Annotated in this window: 23 protein-coding genes and 2 tRNA genes; 17 read left to right on the top strand and 8 right to left on the bottom strand. The window is 41.2% G+C overall.

The features are described 5' to 3' along the window. Nucleotides 1–88: 88 nt before the first annotated feature. From AC21OG_RS03770 to AC21OG_RS03735, 8 genes are all read left to right on the top strand, one after another. Nucleotides 89–559, top strand: a complete 471-nt coding sequence (locus AC21OG_RS03770) for a F0F1 ATP synthase subunit B (protein ID WP_487377765.1) — start codon at nucleotides 89–91, stop codon at nucleotides 557–559. A gap of 227 nt (nucleotides 560–786) precedes the next feature. Beyond that, nucleotides 787–1,416 carry a F0F1 ATP synthase subunit delta gene (locus tag AC21OG_RS03765; RefSeq protein WP_486547680.1) on the top strand — a complete coding sequence of 210 codons (630 nt, stop codon included), beginning with the start codon at nucleotides 787–789 and terminating at the stop codon, nucleotides 1,414–1,416. Between the two features lie 158 nt (nucleotides 1,417–1,574). Next, complete coding sequence (atpA, locus tag AC21OG_RS03760; protein WP_486547679.1) at nucleotides 1,575–3,119, top strand: F0F1 ATP synthase subunit alpha; 1,545 nt, start codon at nucleotides 1,575–1,577, stop codon at nucleotides 3,117–3,119. Nucleotides 3,120–3,212: 93 nt separating this feature from the next. Then, nucleotides 3,213–4,091 carry a F0F1 ATP synthase subunit gamma gene (atpG, locus tag AC21OG_RS03755; RefSeq protein WP_486547678.1) on the top strand — a complete coding sequence of 293 codons (879 nt, stop codon included), beginning with the start codon at nucleotides 3,213–3,215 and terminating at the stop codon, nucleotides 4,089–4,091. Nucleotides 4,092–4,143: 52 nt separating this feature from the next. Then, complete coding sequence (gene atpD, locus AC21OG_RS03750; protein WP_486547677.1) at nucleotides 4,144–5,571, top strand: F0F1 ATP synthase subunit beta; 1,428 nt, start codon at nucleotides 4,144–4,146, stop codon at nucleotides 5,569–5,571. A 305-nt stretch (nucleotides 5,572–5,876) separates the two neighbouring features. After that, nucleotides 5,877–6,293 (top strand): F0F1 ATP synthase subunit epsilon, encoded by a 417-nt coding sequence (locus AC21OG_RS03745; RefSeq protein WP_486547676.1) that lies wholly within the window; start codon nucleotides 5,877–5,879, stop codon nucleotides 6,291–6,293. Between the two features lie 231 nt (nucleotides 6,294–6,524). Next, on the top strand, nucleotides 6,525–7,241 hold the full coding sequence (locus AC21OG_RS03740) for a response regulator (protein WP_486547675.1): 717 nt from the start codon (nucleotides 6,525–6,527) through the stop codon (nucleotides 7,239–7,241). A 319-nt stretch (nucleotides 7,242–7,560) separates the two neighbouring features. Then, complete coding sequence (locus AC21OG_RS03735) at nucleotides 7,561–9,255, top strand: ATP-binding protein (RefSeq protein WP_486547674.1); 1,695 nt, start codon at nucleotides 7,561–7,563, stop codon at nucleotides 9,253–9,255. A 351-nt stretch (nucleotides 9,256–9,606) separates the two neighbouring features. On the opposite strand, the gene AC21OG_RS03730 is transcribed toward AC21OG_RS03735, so the two are convergent. Beyond that, the gene (locus AC21OG_RS03730) at nucleotides 9,607–11,073 is read right to left on the bottom strand and encodes an ATP-binding protein (RefSeq protein ID WP_487377766.1); all 1,467 of its coding nucleotides are present in this window, start codon (nucleotides 11,071–11,073) and stop codon (nucleotides 9,607–9,609) included. A gap of 120 nt (nucleotides 11,074–11,193) precedes the next feature. Between AC21OG_RS03730 and rpsP the strand changes: the two genes are divergently transcribed. From rpsP to uvrC, 5 genes are all read left to right on the top strand, one after another. Beyond that, the gene (rpsP, locus tag AC21OG_RS03725; protein ID WP_486547672.1) at nucleotides 11,194–11,457 is read left to right on the top strand and encodes a 30S ribosomal protein S16; all 264 of its coding nucleotides are present in this window, start codon (nucleotides 11,194–11,196) and stop codon (nucleotides 11,455–11,457) included. Between the two features lie 164 nt (nucleotides 11,458–11,621). After that, a complete protein-coding gene (gene rimM, locus AC21OG_RS03720; protein WP_486547671.1) occupies nucleotides 11,622–12,152 on the top strand; it encodes a ribosome maturation factor RimM in 531 nt (176 codons plus the stop codon). Between the two features lie 139 nt (nucleotides 12,153–12,291). Then, nucleotides 12,292–13,047, top strand: coding sequence for a tRNA (guanosine(37)-N1)-methyltransferase TrmD (trmD, locus tag AC21OG_RS03715; RefSeq protein WP_487377767.1), 756 nt, complete (start codon nucleotides 12,292–12,294; stop codon nucleotides 13,045–13,047). A gap of 275 nt (nucleotides 13,048–13,322) precedes the next feature. Next, nucleotides 13,323–13,748 (top strand): 50S ribosomal protein L19, encoded by a 426-nt coding sequence (gene rplS / locus AC21OG_RS03710; RefSeq protein WP_486547669.1) that lies wholly within the window; start codon nucleotides 13,323–13,325, stop codon nucleotides 13,746–13,748. Nucleotides 13,749–13,994: 246 nt separating this feature from the next. Continuing rightward, on the top strand, nucleotides 13,995–15,839 hold the full coding sequence (gene uvrC, locus AC21OG_RS03705) for an excinuclease ABC subunit UvrC (protein WP_487377768.1): 1,845 nt from the start codon (nucleotides 13,995–13,997) through the stop codon (nucleotides 15,837–15,839). A 115-nt stretch (nucleotides 15,840–15,954) separates the two neighbouring features. Here uvrC and AC21OG_RS03700 read toward each other — a convergent pair whose 3' ends face one another. From AC21OG_RS03700 to AC21OG_RS03675, 6 genes are all read right to left on the bottom strand, one after another. Further along, entirely contained in the window at nucleotides 15,955–16,635 is a 681-nt protein-coding gene (locus tag AC21OG_RS03700) for a hypothetical protein (protein WP_487377769.1), read from the bottom strand. A gap of 44 nt (nucleotides 16,636–16,679) precedes the next feature. Beyond that, on the bottom strand, nucleotides 16,680–18,041 hold the full coding sequence (gene fabF / locus AC21OG_RS03695; RefSeq protein ID WP_487377770.1) for a beta-ketoacyl-ACP synthase II: 1,362 nt from the start codon (nucleotides 18,039–18,041) through the stop codon (nucleotides 16,680–16,682). Between the two features lie 173 nt (nucleotides 18,042–18,214). After that, the gene (locus tag AC21OG_RS03690; RefSeq protein ID WP_487377771.1) at nucleotides 18,215–18,631 is read right to left on the bottom strand and encodes a hypothetical protein; all 417 of its coding nucleotides are present in this window, start codon (nucleotides 18,629–18,631) and stop codon (nucleotides 18,215–18,217) included. A gap of 165 nt (nucleotides 18,632–18,796) precedes the next feature. Further along, nucleotides 18,797–19,156, bottom strand: a complete 360-nt coding sequence (locus tag AC21OG_RS03685; RefSeq protein WP_486547664.1) for a SirB2 family protein — start codon at nucleotides 19,154–19,156, stop codon at nucleotides 18,797–18,799. A 63-nt stretch (nucleotides 19,157–19,219) separates the two neighbouring features. Further along, nucleotides 19,220–19,549: a BolA family protein gene (locus AC21OG_RS03680; RefSeq protein ID WP_486547663.1), complete on the bottom strand. Its 330-nt coding sequence runs from the start codon at nucleotides 19,547–19,549 to the stop codon at nucleotides 19,220–19,222. A 280-nt stretch (nucleotides 19,550–19,829) separates the two neighbouring features. Continuing rightward, entirely contained in the window at nucleotides 19,830–20,633 is an 804-nt protein-coding gene (locus AC21OG_RS03675) for a M48 family metallopeptidase (protein ID WP_487377772.1), read from the bottom strand. A 566-nt stretch (nucleotides 20,634–21,199) separates the two neighbouring features. Between AC21OG_RS03675 and AC21OG_RS03670 the strand changes: the two genes are divergently transcribed. Together AC21OG_RS03670 and AC21OG_RS03665 are read left to right on the top strand one after the other, a co-directional pair. Continuing rightward, a tRNA-Gly gene (locus AC21OG_RS03670) sits at nucleotides 21,200–21,275 on the top strand. Between the two features lie 151 nt (nucleotides 21,276–21,426). Further along, nucleotides 21,427–21,502: transfer RNA gene (locus AC21OG_RS03665), tRNA-Gly, on the top strand. A gap of 308 nt (nucleotides 21,503–21,810) precedes the next feature. On the opposite strand, the gene AC21OG_RS03660 is transcribed toward AC21OG_RS03665, so the two are convergent. Continuing rightward, nucleotides 21,811–23,322, bottom strand: coding sequence for an aldehyde dehydrogenase (locus tag AC21OG_RS03660; protein WP_487377773.1), 1,512 nt, complete (start codon nucleotides 23,320–23,322; stop codon nucleotides 21,811–21,813). A gap of 297 nt (nucleotides 23,323–23,619) precedes the next feature. On the opposite strand from AC21OG_RS03660, the gene tauD reads away from it, so the two are divergent. Both tauD and AC21OG_RS03650 read left to right on the top strand, forming a co-directional pair. Next, on the top strand, nucleotides 23,620–24,456 hold the full coding sequence (gene tauD, locus AC21OG_RS03655) for a taurine dioxygenase (protein WP_487377774.1): 837 nt from the start codon (nucleotides 23,620–23,622) through the stop codon (nucleotides 24,454–24,456). A 607-nt stretch (nucleotides 24,457–25,063) separates the two neighbouring features. Continuing rightward, complete coding sequence (locus AC21OG_RS03650) at nucleotides 25,064–26,122, top strand: energy transducer TonB (RefSeq protein WP_487377775.1); 1,059 nt, start codon at nucleotides 25,064–25,066, stop codon at nucleotides 26,120–26,122. The last annotated feature ends 63 nt before the right edge of the window (nucleotides 26,123–26,185 follow it).

Below are 26,185 nucleotides of genomic sequence, written 5' to 3'. Positions count from 1 at the left end.
CCCCTGTTGACCATTCGAGATAAAATGAGTTTTAATCAGATACCGAGTGGTCAATGCTACTGATTTTTATTTATAAAGAGGTGATCGTGTGAATATCAATCTTACCCTAATCGGTCAGAGCATAGCATTTGCAATTTTTGTTCTATTTTGCATGAAGTTTATTTGGCCTGCTTTAATGGGTGCAATTAGCGAACGTCAGCAGAAAATTGCTGATGGGCTTAATGCAGCTGAAAAGGCGAAAGCAGACTTAGCAAGTGCTGAACAGTTAGCTGAGAAAGAACTTGCAACCGCAAAAGTTAAAGCAGCAGCTTTAATTGAACAAGCTAATAAAAGCGCTAACCAACTAATCGAAGATGCTAAAGCGCAAGCTCAAGTCGAAGGCGAACGTATTCGTCAACAGGCTCGTGAATCCATAGACCTTGAGATCAATCAAGCGCGTGAGAGCTTACGTAAACAAGTTTCAGAACTTGCGGTATTGGGTGCTGAGCAGATTTTAAAAGAAAAAATCGATGCTCAAAAGCATGCCGGTATGCTTGAAGAGTTGGCAGCTAAGCTATAGTTAATCTAATTTTGAATAATGCTGACGTTCGATTTATATTGTTATCATTTGATAACCATCAAATACGTTAGAAGCTATCGTGCTATCGTAAAATTTCTATGATATTACTTAGTATCATACAGATTGTGGTTTTAACGTTACGATAGAGGTCAGAGTAGTCAATATTCAATTTTAGATATCTGGTTGTTTAATTAAGTTTTCAATAAATATGTGGCTAAGAGGACATAATGGCTGAATTATCTACACTTGCAAGACCCTATGCCAAAGCAGCATTTGACTATGCCCATGAAAACTCGGTCATTGGTGATTGGGAAGACTTCTTGTTTGTCACAAGTAGCGTGGTGAGTGATCCTGCCTTTATGCGTTTGCTAGAGAATCCTGCTACGACCGCTGATCAGAAAGCAAATTTGCTGATTAGTATTTATAACGAGCAAGTAACGACCTCAGATGCAACGGCTCTAAAGTCCCTACTATTCAGCACTCAAAATCATGCCAGAAAAGGCCAGCCCTCAGACCCGCTAGCGGCAGCATCATCTCAAATTCAAAACTTTGTGCACCAATTAGCGGAGCAAGAGCGTTTAAGCTTACTACCGCAAGTATATGAACAATATAGCTTGTATCGTGCAAAAGCGCTTAAGCAAATCGACGCATACGTCACGTCTGCATATCCCTTGAGTGAATCACAAAGAGTGATGATTCAACAACGTTTAGAACAGTCTTTAAAAGCGTCTGTTATTATCCATGAAGATGTAGATCCCAGTTTATTAGCGGGTGCCACTATCAAAATTGGCGACAAGCTTGTTGATGACTCAGTACGTGGAAAATTAAAACAGTTAAAAACCCAGCTAACTGCTTAACGCATAATTAATAATGAAAAAGTGGCTTTGGTAAATTAATGAATCTCAACCCCATCGCACACCCTCATTGAATGGCTTTCTAAAGACTGATAACAGTTACTAGAGCATTAATAAACCAGCGAGTAAGCAGGCAATCACAAATTAAAGGAAACAAGGCAATGCAACAATTGAATCCAGCAGAAATCAGTCAACTGATTAAGCAGCGAATTCAAGACCTTGATACGGGTGCAACCGCTAAGAATGAAGGCACTATTGTCAAAGTATTTGATGGTATTGTTCAGATTCATGGTCTTGAAGATGCGATGTATGGTGAGATGATTGAGTTTGAAGGCGATGTCTATGGTATGGCATTGAACCTTGAACAAGACTCCGTAGGCGCCGTTGTTTTGGGTGATTACCTCAGTCTTCAAGAAGGTCAAAAAGCTTACTGTACTGGTCGTATTCTCGAAGTACCCGTTGGTCCTGAATTATTAGGCCGTGTGGTTGATGCCTTAGGCAATCCAATCGACGGTAAAGGTCCAATTAATGCTAAATTAACGGATAAAGTTGAAAAAATTGCACCGGGTGTTATCGCGCGTCAATCAGTAGATGAGCCAGTAATGACAGGCTACAAAGCTGTTGATACGATGATTCCCATTGGTCGTGGTCAGCGTGAGCTCATCATTGGTGACCGTCAAACTGGTAAGACTGCTTTAGCCATTGACGCTATTATTGCTCAGAAAAATTCTGATATTAAATGTGTCTATGTCGCAATTGGTCAGAAACGTTCTACGATTGCTAACGTGGTACGTAAGCTTGAAGAAACGGGAGCGTTAGCCTATACCACCGTGGTGGTGGCTTCTGCTTCAGAGCCTGCAGCACTACAGTACATTGCGCCATACTCTGGCTGTACTATTGGCGAATACTTCCGTGACCGTGGTGAAGATGCTTTAATCGTATTTGATGATCTATCAAAACAAGCTGTAGCGTATCGTCAAATTTCACTATTATTACGTCGTCCGCCAGGTCGTGAAGCTTATCCAGGGGATGTATTCTATCTTCACTCACGTTTATTAGAACGTGCATCTCGTGTTAATGCTGATTATGTAGAAGAATTCACTAACGGCGAAGTTAAAGGTAAAACAGGGTCGTTAACGGCATTACCTATTATCGAAACACAGGCAGGTGACGTATCTGCATTCGTACCGACAAACGTCATCTCTATTACTGATGGTCAGATTTTCTTAGAATCAAGCTTATTTAACTCAGGTATTCGTCCTGCAGTTAACGCGGGTATTTCAGTATCTCGTGTAGGTGGCGCTGCTCAGACTAAAATCATTAAGAAATTATCGGGTGGTATCCGTACCGCTTTAGCTCAGTATCGTGAACTTGCTGCATTTGCCCAGTTCGCCTCTGATCTTGATGATGCTACTAAAAAGCAACTTGATCACGGTGAGCGCGTTACAGAGCTTATGAAACAGAAGCAGTATCAGCCAATGTCTGTTGCTGAGCAAGCTGCAGTGATTTATGCATCAAATGAAGGCTATTTATCAGATATCCCCGTTGAGAGAATCGGAGCGTGGGAAGAAGCCTATCTACGCTATATGCATGATGAACAAGCTGACTTGATGAAAGAGATTAACGACACTGCAAATTATAATGATGATATTGCGGGCCGTTTAAAAGCTTCTGTAGAAACTTTTTTGCAAAATCACTCGTTCTAATTTAATTTAGGCGACTGGTTAGACCAGTCGCCATCTTAACTAGTGTGATTATGAGATCTAACCTCATTTAAACCCCGCCGAATTGGAAATGTTATGGCAAGTTTAAAAGAAATTCGTGCTAAAGTTACCAGCATTAAGAGTACGCAGAAAATTACGCGTGCGATGCAAATGGTAGCCGCCAGTAAAATGCGCCGTGCTCAAGAGCGTATGGAAGTTGGTCGACCTTATGCTGAAAGTATGCGTCGTGTGGTTTCACACTTAGTCAATGCGTCTTCAGATTATAAGCATCCCTATATGCAAAGCCGTGCGGTAAACCGTGTAGGCTATATCTTAGTGACTTCTGATCGTGGTTTGGCAGGTGGACTAAACGTCAATTTGTTTAAGCAATTGATGCATCATGTCAAAGATTATGAAAAACAATCTGTTGAAGCTGAGTTTGCAGTCATTGGCTCTAAAGGGGTTAGCTTCTTTAAAAGCTTCGGCGGTAAAGTAACTTCGGCGGTCACTGATTATGGGGATAATCCCTCATTTGAGCAATTAAATGCACCTGTTCAAGCCATGCTTGACGATTATGCAAACGGTCACTTAGATCGCATCTATATCGTTTATAATAAATTCGTTAATGCAATGACGCAGAAGCCTTTGGTCAATCAACTTGTGCCACTTCCTGAAGAGTCTATTGATGCTAACTCCGGCTTAAATACCAACAACAATTGGGATTATATTTACGAGCCAGATGTTAAGACATTAATTGAAGGTCTTTTAGGTCGTTACATCGAATCAATTGTTTACCAAGCAGTGATGGAAAATATCGCATCAGAGCAGTCTGCACGTATGGTCGCTATGAAAGCTGCGACCGATAATGCTGGTGACCTAATCAATGATTTACAGTTAGTTTATAACAAGCTGCGTCAAGCGGCAATTACCCGAGAAATTTCGGAAATTGTTAGCGGTGCTGCTGCTGTTTCCTAATTGACCCACTTACTTTAGAAAGTCCATATTTTAGAAGTTCAAGGAGAACGCTATGAGTAGCGGTCGTATAGTACAGATTATTGGCGCAGTTATTGACGTCGAGTTTAACCGCACTGAAGTACCTCAAGTCTATGATGCCCTAGTTGTTGACGGTACTGAGACGACACTAGAAGTTCAGCAGCAGCTGGGTGATGGTGTTGTGCGTACCATTGCGATGGGATCTACCGAAGGTCTTAAACGTGGTATATCAGTTACCAATACTGGAGCCCCGATTACCGTTCCTGTTGGTGAAGCTACCTTAGGTCGTATTATGGATGTGTTGGGTCGTCCAATTGATGAGCAAGGCCCAGTGAGTTCAGAAGATCATTGGTCAATTCATCGTCCAGCACCTTCTTACGACGAACAAGCAAATAGTACTGACCTTTTAGAAACAGGCATTAAAGTCATTGACTTACTTTGCCCGTTTGCTAAAGGGGGTAAAGTTGGTCTATTCGGTGGTGCCGGTGTTGGTAAAACCGTTAATATGATGGAGTTAATTAACAACATCGCCCTTAAGCATTCAGGTTTATCTGTATTTGCGGGTGTGGGTGAGCGTACTCGTGAAGGTAATGACTTCTATCACGAGATGCAAGAGGCAGGTGTGGTTGACGTTGAGAACTTCACTAACTCTAAAGTTGCGATGGTGTATGGTCAGATGAATGAGCCACCAGGTAACCGCTTACGTGTGGCATTAACTGGCTTAACAATGGCGGAATATTTCCGTGATCAAAAAGATGAAACAGGTAAGGGTAAAGACGTACTACTATTCGTTGATAACATTTATCGTTATACACTTGCCGGTACGGAAGTATCAGCACTTCTAGGTCGTATGCCTTCTGCGGTTGGTTATCAGCCAACACTAGCAGAAGAAATGGGTGTGCTACAAGAGCGTATTACATCGACTCAAACCGGTTCTATTACTTCAATCCAAGCGGTATATGTACCGGCGGATGACTTAACGGATCCATCACCTGCAACGACCTTTGCTCACTTGGATGCGACTGTCGTATTGAGTCGTGATATTGCCTCACAAGGTATTTATCCTGCGATTGACCCGCTTGACTCTACCTCACGTCAGCTAGATCCTTTAGTGATTGGTGAAGAGCATTACGCTGTCGCCCGTGGTGTTCAGGAAGTGCTTCAGCGCTATAAAGAGCTAAAAGATATTATCGCAATCTTGGGTATGGATGAGCTGTCTGAAGAAGATAAGATGGTTGTATACCGTGCTCGTAAGATTCAGCGTTTCTTATCGCAGCCATTCCACGTTGCAGAAGTATTTACAGGGGCACCCGGTAAATATGTGACCTTACGGGATACGATTTCAAGCTTCCGTGATATTTTAGATGGTAAGTATGATGATTTACCAGAACAAGCCTTCTATATGGCGGGTAGCATTGATGAAGTGGTTGCTAAAGCTGAGAAAATGAAATCTGCAGCTTAATGTCTGCTTGATGATAGTGGGTAGTCAAACTGGGTTTTAGCAAAGTCATTGTCTTTTTAGAAATGTTTATTTTAAACTGGGTTATTTTAGACTAAATAATTTTAAACTAGCTTATTTAAGATATAGCTTGTTTAAGATTAGGTCACTTAAAGACTAAGTTAAATAGACCTTTTTAAGTGCTTTGTTAAAACCTGGACCTATGTTGCTTCATAGCAATATAACTATCTAAATAGATAAGTACCAAACTAGCGTTTTTAGATAGTAAACGTTTATATCAAATTAGTATGTTAATGACGGAGAGTCGCATGGCAACTTTACAGTGCCGAGTAGTAAGTGCTCGTGAAGAGATATATGCTGGTGAAATCAGTATGTTAATTGCGACGGGTATTGACGGCGAAGTGGGTATATTAGCTGGTCACACCCCGCTGATCACACTACTTAAACCAGGCTCAATGCGTATCCAAACCCCAGATGGTAACGAAGAAATAGTGTATGTCTCTGGCGGTGTTCTGGAAGTTCAACCTAAGATGGTAACGGTTCTTGCGGATACTGCAGTACGTGCTCACGATTTAGATGAAGCTAAAATTGTTGAGGCACGTAAGAAAGCGGAGCAAATGCTAGTTAATCAGTCCGAAACATTGCAAACCAATGCTGCATTAGCCTCATTAGCTGAGTCAGTCGCACAATTACAAACTATCAAGAAATACCGTAACCGTGCTTAGGTTATCTAACATTGACCAAGTGCAATTGCATTATAACGATATACATATTCGCTATTGAATAATAGAACAGCCTATATTAGGCTGTTTTTTTTGTGCTAATATTAGCGTTATAACTGATTACATTATGATGAAAATTATATATACTGTGCTATGAAGTGGTATTTAAAAATAAAGAATTTGAATAAATTTAATAAATTGTGATTGTGTTTTGTCAATTTTGAGGAAATGATAATGTCTAATACAGATGATGAACAAACCCCACGAATTTTAATTGTTGAAGATGATGAACGTCTTGCCATGTTAACTCAAGATTATTTGGTTAAAAATGGCATGGATGTGGCTATTGAGACAGATGGCAACCGTGCAATACGTCGTATTATCAGTGAGCAGCCTGACCTTGTGGTTTTAGATGTGATGTTACCAGGTAGTGATGGTTTAACAGTGTGCCGTGAAGTACGTCCGCATTATCATAGCCCCATTCTCATGCTAACTGCTCGTACTGAAGATATGGACCAAGTATTGGGTCTTGAGATGGGCGCCGATGATTATGTCGCCAAACCTGCTCAGCCTAGAGTATTGCTTGCCCGAATTCGTGCTCTATTGCGCCGTTCAGAAAATGCGCCTTCTGAAGAAGTACAGCAGCGTCTAGAATTTGGTGAATTGGTTATCGATAATGGTGGACGTTCTGTTACCTTAAATGGTGATTTGGTTGATTTTACCAGTGCTGAATACGATTTATTGTGGTTGTTGGCTTCTAATGCTGGTCGTATTTTATCTCGTGAAGATATTTTTGAGCGCTTACGTGGCATTGAGTATGATGGTCAAGACAGATCTATTGATGTTCGTATTTCTCGAATTCGACCAAAAATTGGCGATGATCCAGAAAATCCAAAACGTATTAAAACCGTACGAAGTAAAGGTTATCTATTCGTCAAAGAAGGTAATTAGTTTGCTATTTGAGAACAATTTGTCTGTCATATTAGGAGCTTGGAGCTTTAATACTAATCAATGTTGATAACAGTTGAATGTAAGCAATTCATAATTTTAATGACTTTGTATCAAGACATTTGTTCCAATTAATAGTAACGAAAGCCAGCTACTCAGCTGGCTTTTGGCATTTTAAAAATAGTATGGATAAATAAATTAAACAGCAGTATCAAAAAACTATAAAAAACTACATAAATTTAAAGTTAACCTTTTACAGTGCTTATAGGTTAAACCTTTTATTTAAGGTAGACTTATATCAAATAATCTAATTAGATGTCATATGCCAATATTCTCATCATTAAAACATAGTATATTCCTACGTATTTACGCTGGGTTGTTATTGGTCTGCCTGTTGGTCGCCTTATTTGCGCAGTTGTTGGTCGATACGATAAACAAGGAACGGATACAGGCCTATAGGGAAAATATCGCGACTGGTGCGTTGTATCTAGTTGGCGCGGGCCTAAAGCAACAATCAACAGAAAGTCAGCGTGAATATTGGTTGAATGATATCAGCCAGCTATTTGGTAATAACTTTAGTATACAACCCGAATCAAGTATTGATTTTAAAGCCAGTGAACTTAAACGATTAGAACAAGAGAAAACGGTAGTACGCTATGTGATGCAGCCTGCGCATGCGGATATTTTCCATCCTATTGAGGGTGAGGACAATGTTATCACGGTGCGTATTACCAAAGTAACTGAGCAACAAGTACGTGCAATGGCAGTGCTATTACTAAACGACTTGTCTTATTACAAAGGTCTTGAAAGCAAACGTCAACGATTAAAAGAGATCTCACAAAAGTTCGCTTTTCCCCTTAGTATCGAAAAAGTTGAAGACCTTGAGCTCGATGATGATCAAATGCGGCGTTTAAAACGTGATGAAGTTGTGATGTTGTTTCGTGATAGTACCAGCTCTGACGACTCTTCTATCAAAATTATCGCCCCCTCAGAACTTGAAAATATGGTGGTGGTAATTGGTCCAGTTGCTCTATTCAAATGGTTCCCATTCAACCTTATTATAAGTGTGGTGCTCATCAGTATGTTTCTGATCAGCCTTGGGGTATATGCATTAATTTTCCCCCTAGAGCGTAAGCTGCAATTGATACAATCTGGTGTTAATGAAGTCGGCGAAGGTAATTTAGAGACTCGCGTACAAGTTGTTGGTCAAGATGAGATAGCGCGATTGGCCGCGACATTTAATACTATGATCGAGCACATTAAACGCTTGATTGAATCTCAACGAGAGCTGACACGGGCAGTATCACACGAGTTAAGAACGCCAGTAGCACGTATTCGTTTTGCGGTAGATATGTTGGCCGATACTGAGGATGAAGAGTCGAGACAAAAACAAAGAGATTATATTGATGAAGATATTGAGTCTCTTAATAGCTTAATTGATGAAATCTTGACTTATGCGAAGCTTGAAGAGGGGTCACCAAAGCTTGATCTTGAGTCCGTTAACTTACGGGATTTAGTCGAGCAAATTGTTCGTGAAACGAACGCTCTGGGTAAGCCTATTGAAGTGGTTGGTATCTCTCCTTCTCCCAAAGTTAGTGCTATTGCAGATAGACGTTACTTACATCGAGTCCTTCAGAATTTAGCCGGAAATGCACTGCGCTATGCAGAATCAAAAATTGTTATAAGCGCAGGTGTCCATAAAGGAAAAGCTTTTGTTACGGTCGAAGATGATGGTCATGGGATACCTGAAGAAGACCGAGACAAGGTATTTGTGCCTTTTGCAAGACTTGATGACAGTCGTACTCGGGCTTCAGGCGGTTATGGATTAGGTTTATCTATTGTGTCAAGAATTGCGTTTTGGTTTAACGGTAAAATGTCAGTGGATGAGAGTCCTAAATTAGGCGGTGCACGGTTTACAATGAGATGGCCGGTACGACCCTTAACTCAAACCATTGCAGCCGATCAGTTAACGCAGGAAAAAGGGGCGCGAAAAATTATTGAAAGTGATGAGCAATGACGGGTAATTTTTACCATTTTTAAGCCATTACTGGACGTTTATTTCTATTTAAAACGTATTAACTTTTAACGACTAGACTGTAACGCCTATTAGTATTCACTAATAGGCGTTTTGTTTGTTAAAGGGATATATCCTCGATAGGTTAACTTCTAGAGTTGGGTGTAAAGGCTATTTTAAAGCTATAAATACCGATTCTTCTTAGACTTTTTTATAAGGTTACTCATTTTCTTGTTACTATTCTTTTGTCTTCAGCTTATTGTAACTGGGTTTCTTTGAGCTTATTTTGGAGTTATTAAGTTAAGTAAACATAAACATTGAGGTGTCGGGTACGGTTATGGCTTTAAAACCATACTACTTAGCGTCTATAGGATTAAGGCTTTGGTTTTGCTGAGTAGTGTTTTCATCTATAGATTGCGCCTCAGATAGCAACGGGATACGAACACATACTTGCAACCCGCCTTCGGGGTGATTGATCGCCTCGACAGTCCCATGATGCAGACCAGTAATGCGCTGTACGATGGCTAAACCGAGTCCACTACCTTGGGTAGTACGCGCTGACTCACCGCGCTCAAACGGCTGCATAATGCGCTCTAAATGATCTTTTGCCACCCCTGGTCCACAATCGCGAACACATAGGATAAGTTGCTCCTTGGCTTTGCGAACGATATTGGGCGTGGATACTGACTTTTCATCATCCTGATCAACCTCTTTAGAATGAAAGGTCGGGGTAATAGTGGCGGTTAAATATATGGGAGGCTTGCCATATCGTTGAGCATTAACGATTAGGTTAATGATCAGGCGTTTAATTGATAATGGTCGAACAGGGACTTCTTTGAGACCCTCTGTCTGATAAATAAATTCTAGCGGGGCGAACTGCACCATGACTTCATTAAAGATGCTGTCCAAATCAGTGAGACTAACGGCTTCATCTGAGCCGTCTTTCATGAATGAAATGAACTGCTCTAAAATGGCATCCATATCTTCAATATCATAAATGAGCCCCTCTTTAAGAAATTCATCAGGTAGCATTTCAGCGGTTAATCGCATACGGGTTAATGGGGTGCGTAGGTCATGAGAAATACCAGCCAACATGATCGTTCTCTCCTTTTGCGCCTGACTTAATGTGCTAAATAAGCGATTAAAGGCCATATTTACCCGCCGTATTTCGGTGGTGCCAGTATTGATTGGTAGCGTGGTCGCAGTACCAAGACGAATATAGTTGGTAGCGGCTTGTTGTAGTTTACGCAGGGGTCGATTTAATTGGCGTACTAACAGCAAAATGGTCAACAAGGTAAACAGCGGAATACCTAAAATGAAGAATATTAAGATACTTGGACTATATTGGGCATAAAATACCACAGGTTCCCGTATCCAAAAGTCGGGCGATGCTGTATCCTGAACCCAGAGCTGAGGGGTTGGTTTAAATTTAAAATAAACCACACTTTCGCGACCGAGCTGTTGACTGATTTCCTGCTGAATGACATCAGTAAAGAAACCAACCACAGCTTTATCTGACACATCAGGAAAATCACTTGGATCTTCGACCATGACGACATGACTATGGGAGAGAATCCATTCGGTAATATCTTTATTGTCTGCCCACTTTTCACGTGCTGCCGTAACCAACTTAAGCTCTGTCGTTAGGTATCGGGCATGATTTTTTAACTCAGGTAGATACAAACTTCGCCAAAAAAACCAAATAGATGCCACCACACTTATTGTCACCATGAGCATGACGGCAAGAGTCGTTTGCCACGTATTGGAGTAAGGTTTGAGGCGAAGCTGAGATAAAAAAGAACGGGACGAGGTGTTATTCATGAAGATATCGCTTAGTTTAAGGTAGATTGGTAATGTTTTATTAACTTAAAGGTTTCCAAGTGATTAGTAATCTGATATAATTATGCCCTTTTTGGTATACCTACGGAAGAGAGAACTCAAATGGTTGTTATTCGTTTAGCACGGGGCGGTGCCAAAAAACGCCCATTCTATCAAGTTGTTGTAGCAGATCAACGTCGCTCACGCGATGGCCGTTACATCGAAAATCTAGGTTTTTACAATCCACTAGCGAAAGGTCAAGAAGTTGAGCTTCGTCTAGACATGGAAGCGTATAATGCTTGGATCGAAAAAGGCGCGCAGCCTTCAGACCGCGTTAAAGCTTTAGCAAAGGGTTACAAGCCTGCTACTGAAGAAACTAACGCATAAAACATGGTTTCACTAAGAGATAGTATCTCATTGTGAGGCCATTTTTAGTATGTGTTTTTTATCAATAGTGGCAGAATTTTAAATCTTGACGACTTTAAATTATCGTTCTTAATTTGTCGTTGAATTTAATTTTATGCGACTGACATTAAAATGATATTTGTCTTATGACCGCACCTAATGCTGACAGTCTTATGAAGATAGGACAACTAAAAAAACCATACGGCATTAAAGGCTGGCTATGGGTTTTTAGTGAAACTGAGGATCGGGAGGCTATTTTTAGCTACTCACCTTGGTGGATGAAAACAGCGACAGGGTTTAAACCACTTACTGTCAGTCAATGGCGTAAGCAGGGAACGGGGCTTGTGGCTCAATTTGAGCAAGTACCGGATCGCAATGTCGCTGAGACTATGAACGGTGTTAGTATTTGGATCGATAAAGACAGCTTACCTGGCACTGAAGAAGACGAATATTATTGGTCTGATTTGGTTGGTTTAAAAGTTGTTAATAAGCAAGATGAGTATCTAGGTTCCATTAAAGAATTGTTCGAAACTGGCGCACATCCCATTATGAGAGTGGTGCCAACGAGTAACAGTATTGATGATGAAACCCGTTTAATACCTTGGCATAAACAAACTGTTGATGACGTTGATTTAACCACGCAACAGATTATTGTAGATTGGGAACGAGATTTTTAAGCTTATCGCCTGTTTAAAGCTATAAGCTTTTATGTCTGAGTTTAATTAAGTTTAAGTTTAAGCCTAATAACTCTAAGTTCTTTATTTACCCTATCTACTACACTGAATTTGAATGACTGTATAAAATGGAGGTGACCTGATGTACTTTGCTGTCATCACCATATTACCAGAGATGTTTACCGCGATTCGTGAGTTTGGCATTACTGGTAGAGCCGTTCAAAATCAGCAAGTGGTTATCGACTGTATAAATCCTCGCGATTTTACAACCGACAATTATCGCCGTATTGATGAACGTCCTTTTGGGGGTGGTCCAGGTATGGTGATGATGGCTGAGCCACTGGCAAAAGCGATTGACTATGCAAAGAAACTAGCCAGTCAGCATGGATGTCTTGTTGATAGCGATCATTGTCCCGTTGTCTATTTATCTCCGCAAGGAGACGCATTAGATGAAAACAAAGTGGTGTCTATGCGTGATTATGACGCTATGATTTTGTTATGTGGTCGATATGAAGGGATCGATGAGCGGTTGTTACAGCGCTACGTTAATATAGAGATCTCCATTGGAGACTACGTATTAACAGGGGGTGAGCTACCTGCAATGGTATTAATGGATAGTGTGATTCGCAGATTGCCTGATGTAATGGGTGATGCGCAGTCTGCAGAGCAAGACTCGTTTGTTGAGGGATTGCTTGATTGTCCACATTATACCAAGCCTTATAACTTTGAAGGCTTGCAAGTGCCAGAGGTACTACTCTCGGGCCATCATGCTAATATTGCAACATGGCGGTTTCAGCAACAAGTGACTCGTACGAAACAAAGGCGACCTGATCTATGGCGACGTTTTACGCCCAATAAAGAGCAGGCCCGTCTACTTAAAAAGTTGACCGATGAATAGAGCATATAGAAGATAGACTTTTTTATCTTTATTAGGCAATCGTTTTAATATTTTATTGATTTATATGTTTAGACTGACGAATTTAAAAACCCTGTTAAGGCTTTTAATGTTCGTTAAGGTTATTGACTTGATGTCAGTTACCTCTAAAAACCAGATTTTAAAGCCAAATTCCTATTCCTGTTTCCTCTTATTTCTCTAACTGAGTCGAAGAGGTTATTATTATAAACGGGTGGTACGCGCCTTAGCCTATGCCATCCCATGTGAGGAGCAATCTCATGAGTAATGCACATCCATTAGTACAAGCTGTTGAAAATTCACAACTTCTTGAGCGTCCTAACTTCTCTACTGGCGATACAGTAGTGGTTCAAGTGAAAGTACGTGAAGGGGATCGCGAACGTCTTCAGGCCTTTGAAGGTGTGGTTATTGCAAAGCGTAACCGTGGTCTAAACTCTGCCTTTACCGTTCGTAAAATCTCAAGTGGTATCGGTGTTGAGCGTGCATTCCAGCTACATTCTCCAATTATTCATAGCATCGAAGTGAAGCGCCGTGGTGCGGTACGTCGTGCGAAACTTTACTACTTACGTGAGCGTTCAGGTAAGTCTGCCCGTATTCGCGAGAAGCTCTCTGCGCGCCGTGAAGGTGTTCAAAGCAAAACGGATGCAGGTGTACCAGATGCGGTTGAAACTGCACCAGGTATTTAAGATACTAAGTATGCTATCACTTACTTGAACTTCGCTTAACGGTTAAGTTTAAGATTAAATTACCGTATACCAAAAAGAACTAATGACTGTTATGGTGATTAGAAAAGGGTCTTCAATCTATTCGATTGAAGACCCTTTTATTATTTATAACTCATACGTCTATAATCCTACGTCAGTGCTTGTAATCTGAATGATTTCTCCCCATTAATATAAAACATATACGTTACTTGTGAGCTCTTAAAAGTTATGGTTAGTAAGTCTGTAGCGACTGATGTCGATGATAAACAAGCCCGCCTAAAGCATCTGATTAAGCGCCTGCCCAATTTGCCAGGGGTGTATAAAATGCTGGGCAAAAATGGGGATATTATATATGTGGGTAAAGCAAAATCCCTAAAAAATCGGGTTAATAGTTATTTTGCTAAAACCATAGATCATCCTAAAACACGAGCATTAGTGTCACGTATTCACAACATTGAAACCATTATTACTCGTAGTGAAACAGAAGCACTCTTACTAGAACAAAACCTCATTAAGGAATATCGTCCCCCTTATAATGTCCTATTGCGCGATGATAAATCCTATTTATATGTGTTTATTTCAGCGGATAAACCCTACCCAAGACTGGCTTATGGTAGGGGGAAAGCGAAACATCAAAAAGGCAAGTTTTTCGGCCCTTTCCCTTCAGCATATGCGGCCAAAGAGACGTTAGTGCTGATGCAGAAAATGTTTCAAATGCGTCAGTGTACTAATACCTTCTTTAAGCAACGCAAACGTCCTTGTCTTGAATACCAAATAAAACGATGCCGTGCGCCTTGTGTTGGTTTAGTCTCTCCTGAAGATTATGCCGTAGATGTACAAAACACCGTCCGCTTTCTAAGGGGGGACTCAGGTGATATTCACGAGGCACTGATTAATAAAATGGAAGGGGCAGCCGACAAGCTAGATTTTGAAAAAGCAGCTTTTTATCGTGATCAGCTGTCAATGCTACGTGAGGTCCAGTCGCGTCAAGCCGTTTATACCGTACAAGGTGAGGCCGATGTAGTCTCAATCGCCAGTCAGGCAGGTATGACTTGTGTCAATGTCTTGACTGTCCGAGGTGGGCGAGTATTGGGGGGTAAAAACTACTTTCCAGATGTTGACAGCAGTGAACCCTTAAGTGATAACTTGTCTGCTTTCTTAAGCTCGTTTTATTTTCAGGTTACTGATGATTTGCCAGGTGAAATTATTATCAGTCATGAGCTACCGGATCAAATGGCTTTGCAAGAAGCCTTAAGTACCCATTTTGAGAGTAAGACGGTCATTAAGACTGCGGTACGTGAGCACCGTGCTGAGTGGTTAGATTTGGCTAAACTCAATGCTCAAAATGCGCTAAAGACTAAGTTGGGTGATTATCTCGAGCTTCATGCTAGATTTGGCGCTCTTAAAGAGGTGCTAGAGCCAGTTACACAGAAGAATATCGATAGAATTGAATGTTTTGATATCTCGCATACCATGGGAGAGGCGACCATAGCGAGCTGTGTGGTATTCGATCAGGGCGGTGCTCGCAAGCGCGATTACCGACAATATGCGATTCATGGTGTTCAAGATGGCGATGACTATGCGGCTATGGCTCAAGCGCTAACTCGTCGCTACAAAAAGCACCCATTACCAGATGTATTGTTGGTAGATGGCGGCAAAGGTCAGTTAAATATGGCCGAAGAGGTATTAACCGAGCTCAATATTCTTGATGATACACTGCTGATAGGGGTGGCAAAAGGCGAGGGGCGTAAAGCGGGTTTGGAGGTGTTGCACTTTTTGCAACATGAGCCATTAGACTTGCCGATGGACTCAAAGGCACTACATTTGATTATGAATATACGCGATGAAGCGCACCGTTTTGCGATCACCGCCCATCGCAAAAAGCGTGACAAGCGCCGTTCCTCATCAGTACTGGAGGCGATTCCAGGATTAGGAGAGAAGCGCCGGCGTGATCTACTCAATCATTTTGGTGGCTTACAGCAGCTATTGGGAGCTTCTCAACAAGAGTTAGAAGGAGTAAATGGTATTGGTAAAGTCATGGCAAATACTATTTATAAAGTATTGCATGAGTAACTATAGTCAGCGAACGACTAAACGGTTATGGGATTAATATCGCTAAGTCTATTTTAGCAGTGCTAGTTTATATAAAGATAGAAATATAAGGTAACAATCGCTCAGTATTTATATATTATTTATTGCCTAGACGAGCGTTTACCTGATCGCGTAACCAGGATTTAAGATCTTCTGACATGGCGCTCAGTTGCTCACTTAAGTAATCGTCAATACGACTTTCTAACTCTTTGAGGAACGCTTCATCAAGCTCACCTTGTGTGGTTTCGAATTCGAAGTTTGGCGGTGTGGTAGTCGCATTTGACGCCACAGATGTCATATCCTCTGAGTTATCTGGATCTATCGGATGATTACTATTATCAGCAGTAGACTCTGACGACGACAAAAGTTCTGTAGATTCTGACTCTCCAGCCTTTTCTTCTTCCTCTTTAACCGCCAGTTGCTCGTCATACAGCTTCGCAGCTTCTAGATTGGTCCTATCGTTTTCAGCGTCAACTTTTTCTGCCTCAGCTTTTTCCGCCGCCTCTTTCTCAGCTTCAAGTCTTTGGGCTTCAAGTCTTTCTGCTTCAATTCGTTGTGCTTCCAATAGGGCAGCCTGCTGTTCCGCGGCAATGTCTGTATAAATGGTATCAATATAAGCATTCAGATCGGGTTGCGAGAATTCAAACGTCTCTAAGTCAGTGTCGTTGTCCAACAACCGTACAATGTCATCAAACTCTTGTATCAAAGCGTTTTTGACCGCTTCTGGCGCATTAGACCAGCGATGAGAAAATTGGTGTGAGAATGCGACTTGTGTCATATTAGCGAGTCTCCATGTTTGATATTAGTATTGTACGTTATCCGTTATTCAGACCAACGTGAGAAAATAAGAGAACCATTGGTTCCCCCAAACCCAAAGCTATTAGACATGGTATAGGTTAAGTTAGCGACTGTCCGTGCTTGATTGGGCACATAATCCAAATGACAGTGTTCATCGATATTATCTAAATTAATAGTCGGGGGTACGACTTGTTCTTGTAATGCCAATATACTAAAAATAGCTTCTATAGCCCCTGCAGCACCCAGCAAGTGACCCGTCATTGACTTTGTTGAGCTCACCAATAGGCTGTCTTTACAAGCCTCAAATACTCCCTCAATAGCCTGCGACTCAGCGACATCACCTGCGGGAGTACTGGTGCCATGAGCATTAATGTAACCGATGTCACACGCTTTAATGCCTGCATCCTTAATGGCGTGCTGCATGGCACGAGCAGCTCCTTCACCCTTGTTTGGTGGGGCGGTAATATGATGGGCGTCGTCACTCATACCGAAGCCTGCTAATTCAGCCAATATGGTGGCACCTCGCGCTTTAGCATGCGCCAAGCTTTCAAGGACAACAACCCCAGATCCATCGCCCAACACAAAGCCATCGCGGTCTTTATCGAATGGTCTACTGGCACGGGTAGGGTCCTCATTGCGTAATGACAAAGCCCCCATGGCAGCAAATCCAGCCATTCCAAGAGGGCTAGAGCCTTTTTCACTACCACCAGCAAGCATGACGTCACAGTCTCCGTATACAATCAGTCTGGCAGCCAGACCAATGGCATGAGCCCCTGAAGTACAAGCAGTAGCAGTCGCTAAATTTGGTCCACGTAAGTTATGCTTTATGGCCACCATCCCTGCTGCCATGTTGACAATAGCACCCGGCAAGCTAAAAGGAGAGACACGGCGAACCCCTTGTTGTGCTAGCGCATCTCGTCCATTTTCTAAAGTCTGCAATCCCCCAATGCCTGAACCGATAATGACGCCGAAACGGTCAGCATCCACATGCTGTACAGGGGTAGGCTCCGAGGAGATGTTATCAATAAAACCTGCTTGTTTAAGCGCCATGCTAGAGGCTGCCACGCCATAGTGTATGAAGCTATCATAACGACGGGCTTCTTTTGCTACCATATAGTGGCTAACATCAAATCCTTCAATGGTGCCTGCAAACTGCGCGCGATAAGAGGAGGCGTCAAAGTGGCTAATAGGTCTGATGCCACTTTCACCTTGAATCAAGCGTTGCCACGTACTTTGAACATCAAGACCTAAAGGAGTAATAGCCCCCATACCTGTAATGACCACACGCTGGTCATCACGACGTTTAAAATGGGGTACCTTAGCCGTATTAGCAGTAGTTGCTTGGCTGTTTTGAGTAGACTCTGGTGATGTGATGGGCTGACTCATGGTTTTGTTGCCTTAATGCGTATTACCTTAACTATTTGATGCGAATGAAGAGTGCGAATGAAAAATGCGAATATATAACTTTTATTAACTGCTAGACGACTTATAAACCTTTTAAACCATCGTTAAACTATTCTGAATCTTTTATTAAAAAGCTACACCGCCTTGTGTATCAATCACTTCTCACCATAGACTTTAAGATTGGCGGCAAAGGCACAGTTTTTAAGTCGTGCAGATTGAACCACAGCATCTCTTTCTCCGAATAAACGGGATAATTTGGCATCACGAGCTTGAGAGTTATTACTTTTACCCAGTCCAATATTGATGTTTGGCGATACTCCCCAACGTCCTGCTGATATACCCACACCGACGCCTGTGGTGGTTATTCCAGAATAACTGCCGCTCTCATTATTAATATAAGTGGTGATGCGATTATATTCTTGCGATAAACCTGAACAGTCATAGCTTTGGTAAGTGCTTGGCGGAATATATTGCGGAGACACATTACCTGTACTGGCACAGCCAGATAACAGTAAAAAACCACCAAGTGCAACACTTGAGAGTGACAGAGATTTTAAAGTGAATTTTGACATTTTTTTTCCTAAAGGTTCCGTGTGTTTTCCATTTGAAAGTCGTGAATCAAACACAGATTTAATTAATTGGTTGTCACGTTGTTTATTTAAACAACTTATTTGGTTTTAGTGCTTACTTGTAATTTATGAAAACGCTTCATCAAAATGTCTTCTTAAAACGTTTTATCAAAAAAAGTTAGCAGGTTTGGTTATCGCTAAAACTATAATACCAATATAAGCGATAGACGCAATAAATATCCCTGCCTTTCTTTGGACAGGCGTCGCAGTCGGTCTGAATGCTTTAATACTAGCACTTATTGCCGCAATGAGTAATATAATTTTCGCACCTACCCATTGAAGAGGTGCATTGGTAGATAGCAATGGCATCACATTTAGCACACCAGACACTATTAACAAGGTATACACAATATGCGTCGCAATTTTAGCTTTTTTACTAATACTATGACCGTCCGATAGTGATAAATAGGACTGCCATATAAATAATAAGATGGTTATTACCACCATTAGGATATGAAAGTGTTTCATAATTTCCTCAAATTATTGTACATTACATTAAAAAAGTTTTAGCTTACTGTTATTATTAGCATGCTAGTTACGTTTGCTTGCGCATAGGGGGCTGGCGGGGACACTGCTCGATGTATCCGCCAACTTTTGCCACTCATCAGGCGTATAAGCATGAATCGCAAGGGCATGAACTGAGCCACCTTGGCTGGTCATCAAATCATCAACCAGGTTATAAATTAATTGGTGTCTGGCAACCAACCTTTTTCTGTCAAATTGTGTACTGACAACCGTCAATTTAAAATGGCTTTCTTTACCGTCAAAATAGCCAGAATGATTCATGGACTCATTTAAGAGGTCGACATGTTCTGGACTGAGCGATTGTAAGCGGTTTATTATTTCATTATATACTTTCAAAATAGCACTCCTAACACTTAAATAATTTTTAGACCTCTATAGTAACAGTTAATCATTATGATGCTCTATAGTCAGCGAACTACTAAACGGTTACAGTGTTAACCTCGTTAAGCCTACTCCAGTAGTACTTGCACTCGGTTGCCTTGTAACCACTTTAGACTTCTTTGACTATAGTGTGTCACTGCAACACTTCAATTTCTCAGTGTTAACTCATAAACACTGACACAAAAAAACAGCCACTGCATTGCAGAAGGCTGTTTTGAACTGGCAGAATACAAAATTATTGTTTGTATGATGATGTCACTTGCGGAATAAGCTCTTGCAAAGTCGCAATACGATTAGAGCTTGAAGGGTGAGTGCTTAAAAACTGAGGTGGCTCACCTTGGTTGGCACTTTGCATTTTTTTCCAAAGTGTAATTGCGGCATTAGGATCATAGCCTGCTCTTGCCATAAGCACTAAACCAATTTTGTCCGCTTCAGACTCTTGAGTACGACTGTGGGGACGTGCAATACCCAAATCTCCAGCAATAGTCGCCAATTGGGCTTGACCCTGTGACAGACCAAAGATACTGGCGGCAATACCGATGCCTGTCTGCGTAGCAACTTCACTCGAAATTCGTTCACGCGCATGCTCACGGATGGCATGCGCCATTTCATGCCCCATAATGGCGGCAATTTCGTCATCAGTCAGATCCAATCGATCAATGATGCCCGAGTAAAACATAATCTTACCACCCGGCAGTACGAAAGCATTTAATTCATTAGAACGAATCGTATGCACTTCCCACTTCCAAGTTTTAGCATCGCCGCGATAGAGCTCCGCTTGGTTGATTAACTTTTGGGCGATTCTGTTAAGACGGGCCAGCTGAGCTGGATTGGTATCGAGCACCCCTTCAGCACGAGCCTCTTGTAATAATTTCTGATAGCTTTGGGCTGACATCTGTAGCACTTGGTCACTGGAAACCAGCAACAGCTGTTGTCTTTCACTACCCAATACTCCAGAATTGGTGGTAGAGCTACAGCCTGATAAAGCCATTAAAGATAGCGATGCGGCTAAGGTACTGCGGATTAATATTTTTTTCATAACTGTCCTCGTTAGTAGGTATACATCCCTGATTTTAAGGGTAATTGCCATACCTCATAGATTAGCAACTGTTCATTTCGGAGCGGACTATCAGTCTATTGCAATAAATTAATGATAAGTCATTTACACAATGTAGAGTGGTTATTATTGGGTAACTTTTGAGCAATGACCTAAATAGGTCTAACGATGATCATTAGTCTAGTTCAAGAATATAATGGATACGTTGTCATCTTTTATAAACGTACATAGACAAAGTTTATCGAATAACTAACCATAATACAGCTTTAAATTGTAAACTATGTGTCAGTAGGATTAATTAAACATTCATTAAGATATTTTAAAAAGGTTAAGTCTGTTTAATTATCAGTAATTTGCAATGTATTGAACAGACAAATGATATCTAGAAAGCTTTGAATGATGTTAACGATGTGATCATATAATAATATGAAAAAAAGTGTTGACAGGATTTATATTTAATCTATAATAGCCCACCTATCAAGTTACAGTAACTTAGCTTATAGATATTAGTTATCCACTGATGTTTGAGTATAAGTTATCAGGTTTATGCGGGAATAGCTCAGCTGGTAGAGCACGACCTTGCCAAGGTCGGGGTCGCGAGTTCGAATCTCGTTTCCCGCTCCAAATTTTGTTTTTATATATCGTTTTAGCAATCTTAACTATGACAGCAACTTTAAATAAAACTTGCTTAATAGAAGAATATTAGATAATTGCTTGATATACTAGGTGTGGTATTATTTCATAGTAAAATGATAATAGCATCATCCTACCAAATGCGGGAATAGCTCAGCTGGTAGAGCACGACCTTGCCAAGGTCGGGGTCGCGAGTTCGAATCTCGTTTCCCGCTCCATATTCTAAAGAAGCCTCACTTCATAGTGAGGCTTTTTTTTGTCTTTAAAATCAGTAGGTTAATAGGGAGTTATCTATCAGATCTAAAGGACTTTATTAATCATATCTTAACATTAAAAATCTTAATAGATAGAGGCGTGACCAAAACGTGACCCTTTCGTGCCCAAGTAGTAAAACCCCAACTGTAAAATTGACCTAGACCTTCTTTAACCGTAAAGTATTAACAACCCTCAGTCACCAACTGAGCTTCACTCTAACAGTAAAGCCCAAGGTTAAGAAAGCTGTATCATAACGCTCGATGATATCGAATTAACTGACTACCCAGATTGTCTTGGTCTGACAATATTGATCAAGTGCCTCCAGCCCTTTATCTCGACCGCCAAAACCTGACTGTTTGTAGCCGCCAAAGGGAGTTGTCATATCGCCTTCAGAGAATCCATTAATAGACACTGTCCCTGCACGAATTTGACCCGCCACTCGCAGCGCTTGTTTTAAGTCTTGGGTGTAGAAAGATGCCGCTAATCCATAGTCGCTGTCATTGGCTAACTTGACCGCTTCTTCTTCTGTTTCAAAGGTGGTAATGGCTAGCAGAGGGCCAAACACTTCTTCTTGGAAGATAGACATCTGCGGCTCCACGCTATCAAAAATAGTAGGTTCAATATACCAGCCGCTGCCTAACTCCTCATGAATTTCGCCGCCGACAACGATTTTTGCGCCTTCATCTACAGTCTTATTAAGGTAACCAGCGACTTTTTCAAAGTGTGCTTTTTCAACCATAGGACCAATCGCAACGTCCTCTTCTCGAGGATCGCCCAGTTTCCAAGCTTTCAAGCCTTCTTGCAATTGTTCAATAACTTGCTGCTTAAGGCTACTATGTACCAGTAACCGAGAGCCACAGCTACAGTTTTCACTCATGTTCCAAAAAGCGGCATTTAAAATATTATCTACAGCTTCTGCATCAATTTCGGCATTTTCAAAAATAATTTGCGGGCTCTTGCCACCGCATTCTAAGACCACTTCTTTTAAGTTACTTTGAGCAGAATAAGTTAAGAACAATCTGCCAACTTCGGTTGAGCCAGTAAAGGACACCATATCAACATCGCTATGTTTACCGATGGCAGCACCCACCGTTTCACCTCGGCCACAAATCATTTGTAAGGCAGCTTTTGGTATGCCTGCTTCATAAGCAAGCTCGATCATTCGATAGGCTGATAAAGAGGTTAATTCAGCAGGCTTTACGATAACGCTGTTGCCCATAATTAGGGCCGGCGCGACTTTCCAAGCAAACATCTGCGCTGGGAAGTTCCAAGGCAACACCACACCGACCACTCCGATAGGCTCTTTGACGATCCACGACAAGGCATCACTGCCGGTCGGCGCAACTTTACCAAAGACTTTATCAATCGCTTCTGCATACCAATCAAAGGTTTCAATCGTCGCAGGTAGATCAGTATTCAGACACTCTGTAATAGGTTTGCCTGCATCGATACAGTCTAAGGCCGCAAGCTCCTCGATATTTTCTTCCATTAACCTGGCCCACTTTTGCATCAATTGCTTGCGCTGGCTAGGGGACATCGTTCGCCACTCACCTTGGTTAAACTGCTCCCGTGCTGAGGCAACTGCGATATCTACATCAGCGGCGGTCGCATCGGCAATCTTACCAATCACACTGTTGTCAATCGGGGTGGTGTTCTCTACAGTTTTAGTAGAAGACTGCCCTTCAATAAGATTCCCTGCATATAGCTTTTTTTCTTCAGCAAGTTGAAAGACCTGCTCTTTAGTGAGAGGCTGATTTGTCGTTGAGCTCTTTTTAATTGACATGGGTTACTCCATTATTTATTAAGTTTCAGGTAGATGGCAGAAATGTATTTTAAAAACCTGCGATAACTATTTTGTTTACTAAAGTTTGTTTGCAAAAGTTACGCCAAAAGGTCTCGAATAATAGTACGATTAACTTAGTATAACGGCTATTTGGCAGGCGTCTTGCAATAACTGTTAAAATTTTTTTATTCTTTTATTAACTTTTCATATGGTTATACTGCATATTACTCGTCGATGTGATGACGTATTCTAGTCGGTAATATAAAGGTTTAGAAACCCAATCAAAGCGAGAATGTTATGACGTTGCAAATTGAACAATTAAGTCCAAATATTGGTGCGCTCATCAAAGGATTTGATTTTAGCCAACCAATGACAGATGACATCAAACAGCGTATTACTGATGCCTTATTACAGCATCAAGTCATTTTCTTCAAAGATCAACCGATTACACCGACACAGCAGGTAGCGTTCGCCAAACAATTCGGCACCTTGCATATTCATCCTATTTTTCCGCATGCTGAAGACGCACGTGAAATCGTCGTGCTAGATAATCATCAGCTAGATTTGACGGATAATTCGATTTGGCATACCGATGTTACCTTTATTGAAAAGCCGCCACTGGGTAGCATTTTGGCTGCCAAAAAAGTACCTGCCATTGGGGGAGATACCGTATGGTCGAGTGGCTATGCGGCATGGGAGGCTTTATCTCCAGCGTATCAGCGCCTGTTAGAAGGACTGACCGCGACACATGAGTTTGTTAACTCTTTCCCGCTTGAAAGATTTGGTAGTACGCCAGACGCCTATAAAAAATGGATTCAGGTACAGTTAGATAACCCGCCAGTGGTTCACCCTGTGGTCAGAACGCATCCCGTTACTGGTAAGAAGCTGATATTTGTCAATGAAGGTTTTACGAGCAAGATCAATGAGGTGTCACCAGCAGAGAGCAAATCCATCTTAAATTTCCTATATCAGCATATCAATAAACCTGAGTTTACGGTACGCTGGCACTGGCAAAATAATGACATCGCCTTTTGGGACAACCGAGCAACGCAGCATTATGCGGTAGGCGACTATACTCGATCAAGTCACCGGATTATGCATAGAGCTACTATTAATGGGGATAGGCCGATTTAAAGAGAGTTTCAACCAAACTCTTTGTTCATTTTATTGTGCTTAAAATAAAGGTACTATGCGTCGTTAATTTACCCGTTCTAGATGCTTTATAAGTTCCATGACTTAATCTTTTGACTTATTTGGCAACTTGAAATGGCGACTTATAATGGAAGATTCACACAGGCACTAATGAGTTTATACATACTTAACCCTACTAGTAGCCCTATCAAAAGCCTCACAACTTTTATAAAGTCGTGAGGCTTTTATGTTTTATATTTTTATTTTATGGCGGATTTATAATTTATTTATTATTATCAAGTTAAAACAGATAGTAACATCATTATTTGTATGAACAGTAGGTTATAAGGGGTGTAGATAGCATATAGTAAGATAGTATACAGCGGTTATACCTCATATGAGAACGATTATTATTTACATTGATTTTTTTATAGTTTATCATTAGCAAAATAAATGGATAATGACCTAAAGATAATTATCTAGAAATGATATGTTATAATATAACAATATATCGTATTAAACAATATCATATTAGATAATTTCAATAGGTATATGTCAGTCACGTCAAAAGCAACTGAGTTCACTTTTTTTATAAGATTAATAGACAGCCATGACACCTGAAAACCAAAATAGAAAATCCTTATCCCTTGTTACGATAGCTACTTTTATTGCTGTTGTGGCTTTGCATGGTGGTGTGGCGACAGCATTAGCACATATGGAAGCACGAGAGATTAAGCTACCTGAAAAAAAAGAGACGCCACCAATAGAGATTGAGCTCATCAAGCCTATTGAAGAAGAACCACCAGAGCTTGTGGATATAAAAGATAGTGAGCCAACGGCCGAGAGTAAAGCTAACTCCAAAACAAATGGAAACACTAAACCTAAACCGAAGCCTAAACCAGAGCCTAAACCAGAGCCTAAACCAGAGCCTAAACCAAAGCCTAAACCAAAGCCTAAACCAAAGCCTAAACCAAAGCCTAAACCAAAGCCTAAACCAACACCTAAACCAACACCTAAACCAAAGCCTAAACCAAAGCCTAAACCAAAGCCTATACAAGAGCATGTGCCTAAAGAGTTACCAAAATCAAATCCAGAAGTAGATCAGGTAAAAGATAAAGTAGAAGATGTAGAAGATAAAGTAGATCGAACAGGGAATGATGGAGGCGGAAGTGGAGGCGGAGGTGGAAACGGACCTGGAAATGGACCTGGAAATGGACTTGGAAACGGACCTGGAAATGGACTTGGAAATGGACTTGGAAATGGACTTGGAAATGGACTTGGAAATGGACTTGGAAACGGACCCGGAAACGGACCCGGAAATGGACCCGGAAATGGACCCGGAGATGGACCCGGAGATGGACCCGGAAACGATCCAGGTCCACAGAAATTTGATGCGAGCGATGCCAAATGGAAATCCAAGCCCAAACTGAAGTTTCCTCCAAGGGTAACAAACTCTTTGGAACCTGGAAGATACACCGTCTTAATTAAGATTACAGTTGATAAACAAGGCAATGTAACTAAAGCTGAACCAGTCCGTTCTTCTGATGTAAGAAAGCTCGATAGGAGCGCTTTACAGGCGGTAAAAAAAGCTAAACTAATTCCCTTTATGAAGGGCGGTGTACCCGTAGTAGGTATTGTAACCGTACCAATAAATTACGATGTAGAATAAATCTCAGATTTAAACCGAATATTGGCATATAAAATCAAGCCAACTCAAAATTTTTCTCTAAGG

The organism is Psychrobacter sp. CX5 (genome assembly GCF_057621535.2).
This window is presented reverse-complemented; position numbering and strand designations above follow the sequence as displayed.